Here is a 3,810-nt window from a genome sequence, read left to right as displayed (position 1 = left end):
CGGCACGACCGCGGCGGCGCACACGGTGACCACCCGCGGCGCTCAGCCCGCGACCGGGACCGCGGCTCCCGCGCGGAGGAACACCGGGATGCGCTCCAGCGGGGCGTCCGCGCACACGGTGGTGCCGCCCTCATGCACCGCACCGGTGACCGCGTCGGTCCACACGACGTCGCCGGGAAGGTAGACCTCGCGGGAGCGCGCGCCCGGTTGGAGCACGGGGGCCACAAGAACGTCCGGGCCGAGCAGGAACTCGTCGTCGGTCTCCCACGCCCGCGGGTCCTCAGGGTGGTCGACGAACACCGGTCGCATGGGCGGCAACCCGGTCTCGTGCGCCCGGCGCATCTGCTCGTGCAGGTAGGGCCGCAGCCGCTCCCGCATCCGGAGAATGGCGCTGATCATTTCGAACGCCTCGGCACCGTAGGACCACACCTCGTTGGGCCCGCCGGTCATGTCGGGACCGAACGGCGCCCGGGGTTCGCGCACGCCGTGCAGCCGGAACAGCGGGCAGAAGGCGCCGTAGGAGAACCAGCGCACCATCAGCTCCCGGTACTCCGGCGAGTCCGGGTCGCCGCCGTGGAAACCGCCGATGTCGGTGGTCCACCACGGGACCCCGGACAGGGCCAGGTTCAGCCCCGCACGCACTTGCCTGCGCAGCGAGTCCCACGTCGCCGGGATGTCCCCCGACCACACCGCCGCACCGTGACGCTGGATACCCGCCCACGCCGACCGGCTCAGCAGCACCACGTCCGCGCCCTCGGCGGCTGCGCCCTCGTGGAAGGTGCGCGCGTTGGCCACCGGGTACAGATTGGCCACCTCGCTACCCGGCCCGCCGGCGAAGTCGAGGTTGTGCGGGTGTCCCGGCTGCAACTCCGGCTCGCAGGCGTCCAGCCAGAACGCGCGCACGCCGAGGTCGAAGTAGTTCCGCTTCACGGTCTGCCACACGAACTCCCGCGCGGCGGGCTCGGTGGGGTCGTAGAAGGCGACCGGCATCTCGGTGCCGAAACCCTTGTCGTGCCACGGCGCGTGCATCGGCACGCCCCGTTCGGTGCGTACGAGCAGGCCCCGGTCGCGCATCTCGGCGTAGTTCTCGCTCAGCGGGCTCACCGACGGCCACACCGACACCAGCAGCTTCACGCCGAGCTCGTCGAGTTCCCGCACCATCGCCTCCGGATCGGGCCACTCCGCCGGATCGAAGCGCCAGTCGCCGAGGTGGGTCCAGTGGAAGAAGTCCGCCACGATCACCGAAAGCGGCAGGCCGAGGCGCACGTGTTCCCGCGCGACGGCCAGCAGCTCCGATTGGCTGCGGTAGCGCAGTTTGGACTGCCAGAACCCGCTCGCCCACTCGGGCAGCACGGGAGCGTGGCCGGTCGCGTCGGCGTACCGGGCCAAGACCTCGGCGGGACCGTCGCCCGCGGTGATCCAGTAGTCGATCTGGCGGGCGCTGTCGGCCACCCACCGGGTGCCGTTCTCGGCCAGTTCCACGCGGCCGGCAGCGGGCATGTTCCACAGCAGGCCGTACCCCCGGCTCGACACGAGGAACGGGATCGAGACCTCCCCGTTGCGCTGGACGAGGTCGATCACCATGCCCTTCTGGTCGAGACGCCCGTTCGGGTGCTGCCCGAGCCCGTACAACCGCTCGCCGGGGTAGGCGGTGAACCGCTGCTCCAGCCGCGCGTAGCCACCACCGTGCGACTGGAACAGGCGCGCACCCGGCCACCAGAAGTGCGCCCGCTGCTCCGACAGCAACTCCTCGCCGGTACCGGTGCGCTCGTACCGCAGCAGCGCCACGACGCCGGTGTCGGTCGGCACCAGCTCCACGACAGCGGTCAGCGCTCCGTTCACCAGGCGCCCCCGGTCACCGTCCACCTCGACGTCGACCGCGCACGGCGCCGCCGCGAGCAGCGCTCCGGGCACGTCGTCGAGCACGCGGTGGAGCCCGGCCCTGACCCGGAAGCCGTCGGGGCCCCACGGCTCGATCCGGAGGACCTCGTGCCGCACCCGCACCTCGAGCGCCCGGCCGCCGTCCCGGCTTTCGATCATCTGTGTCTCCTTCGGTAACGCTGCGAATCCGGCCGTCACTTGACCGCTCCTCCGGTGACCCCCGCGACGACGTAGCGCTGCGCCACGATCAGCAGGACCGCCGCCGGAACCGAGGCCAGCACGGCCGTGGCGAGCACCGCGTTCCAGTCGGCGCTCTGATTGCCGATGAACCGGTAGATGCCCACCGTGACGGGCTCGAACGTGCGGCCCGTGGTCAACGTGACGGCGAACAGGAAGTCCGCCCACGCGAACAGGAACGAGAACAGTCCCGCCGTCACGGTGGCGTTGCGGCTGACCGGTACGATCACCGACACGAACGTGCGCCAGTATCCGGCGCCGTCCACCCGGGCGGCCTCCGAGAGTTCACGCGGGATCGACAGCATGAACGCGCGCAGCACCAGGATCGCGAACGGAATCGTCGCCGTGGAGTCGGCCAGGATCAGCCCGAGGTAGCTGTCGATCAGCCCGAGGTCCGAGAACACGGTGTACAGCGAGTTCGCCATCACGATGCCGGGAATCATCTGCACGATCAGCAGCGCGAAGATGACCGCCTGCGCGCCCCGGAACCGCAGCTGCGCCAGCGCGTAGGAGGCGGGCAGCGCGATCAGCAACGACAGCGCGACCGTGCCGCCCGCCACCACCAGGCTCGCCAGCAGCGGCCCGCCCTGGGTGGCCACCGCCTCGGCATAGCCCTCGCCGGTGCCGTCAACGGGGAACCACGCGGGCGAGGTGTCCAGCAACTCCGAACTCGGCTGGAGGGAGGCGTTGATCATCCAGTAGAAGGGGAACAGCAGCACCACCACGATGGCCGCGCCGAGCGCCGTACGCAGCCACGGGGTCAGTCGCCGTCGGTTCGTCATCAGCCCGCCTCCGCGATCGAGGCCCGCACCGAACGCAGGTACAGCAGACCGAACACGGTCGCCACCAGCACCAGCAGGTTCCCCACGGCCGCGCCCTGGCCGAAGACGAACTCCCCGTCGAACGAGAGCCGGTACGACCACGTGGTCAACGTCTGTGTCGCCTCCGCCGGGCCGCCCCCGGTCACCACCATGATCACGTCGAACACCTTGATCGTGTAGACCAGGCCGAGCATCAGCACGACCGCGGTCACGGGCCGCAGCAGCGGCCAGGTCACGGCCCGGAACCGCTGCCACGGCCCCGCACCGTCCAGTTCGGCCGCCTCGTACAGCGACACCGGGATCGCCCGCAGCCCGCCGTGCAGGATCACCAGGTTGAACGGGATGCCGATCCAGACGTTGACGAGGATCACCGCGGGCAGGGCCCAGCCGGGGTCGGTCAACCACGGGACACCGGCCTCGGACAGCCCGAGCGCGCGGAACGCGGCGTTGAGCACACCGCTGTCGGCGTCGAGCATCCACCGCCACACCGCGCCGCTGACCACCAGCGGCAGCAGCCACGGCAGTAACAACAGCGACCGCAGCAGCGTGCCGCCCGGGAACGAGGTCGAGAAGTACAGCGCCAGCGCCAGCCCGATGCCGAACTGGAACGCGATGGAACCCGCCGTGAACAGCACGGTGTTGACCACCGCCTGCCCGAACAGCGGATCGCTGAACACCGCCACGTAGTTGTCCCAGCCCACGAACGGCGCCTCGCCGGTGTAGAACGAGCGCACCGAGTAGTCCCGCAGGCTCATCGCGATGTTGTTCACCAGCGGATAGCCGAAGAACAGCACCACGTAGGCCAGCGCGGGAAGCAGGAACGCGAGCGCGGCGAGCCGGTCCCGTCGCCGCGCCGTCCGCCGCCGCGCGC

Annotated in this window: 3 protein-coding genes; all 3 read right to left on the bottom strand. The window is 70.9% G+C overall.

The annotated features are described in order from the left end of the window. Positions 1-42: 42 nt before the first annotated feature. Positions 43-2,040: a glycoside hydrolase family 31 protein gene (locus SACSA_RS0101695; protein ID WP_019813019.1), complete on the bottom strand. Its 1,998-nt coding sequence runs from the start codon at positions 2,038-2,040 to the stop codon at positions 43-45. Between the two features lie 35 nt (positions 2,041-2,075). Then, the gene (locus tag SACSA_RS0101690; protein ID WP_019813017.1) at positions 2,076-2,900 is read right to left on the bottom strand and encodes a carbohydrate ABC transporter permease; all 825 of its coding nucleotides are present in this window, start codon (positions 2,898-2,900) and stop codon (positions 2,076-2,078) included. Then, on the bottom strand, positions 2,900-3,810 hold a 911-nt coding region (locus SACSA_RS21015), incomplete at its 5' end, for a carbohydrate ABC transporter permease (RefSeq protein WP_019813015.1). The genes SACSA_RS21015 and SACSA_RS0101690, both read right to left, overlap by 1 nt.

The sequence above is a fragment of the Saccharomonospora saliphila YIM 90502 genome (assembly GCF_000383795.1).
Taxonomy (GTDB): domain Bacteria; phylum Actinomycetota; class Actinomycetes; order Mycobacteriales; family Pseudonocardiaceae; genus Saccharomonospora; species Saccharomonospora saliphila.
This window is presented reverse-complemented; position numbering and strand designations above follow the sequence as displayed.

Coding starts and splice junctions, on each gene's coding strand:
- SACSA_RS0101695 (WP_019813019.1), bottom strand. CDS start 2,040: ATGATCGAAAGCCGGGACGGCGGCCGGGCGCTCGAGGTGCGGGTGCGG.
- SACSA_RS0101690 (WP_019813017.1), bottom strand. CDS start 2,900: ATGACGAACCGACGGCGACTGACCCCGTGGCTGCGTACGGCGCTCGGC.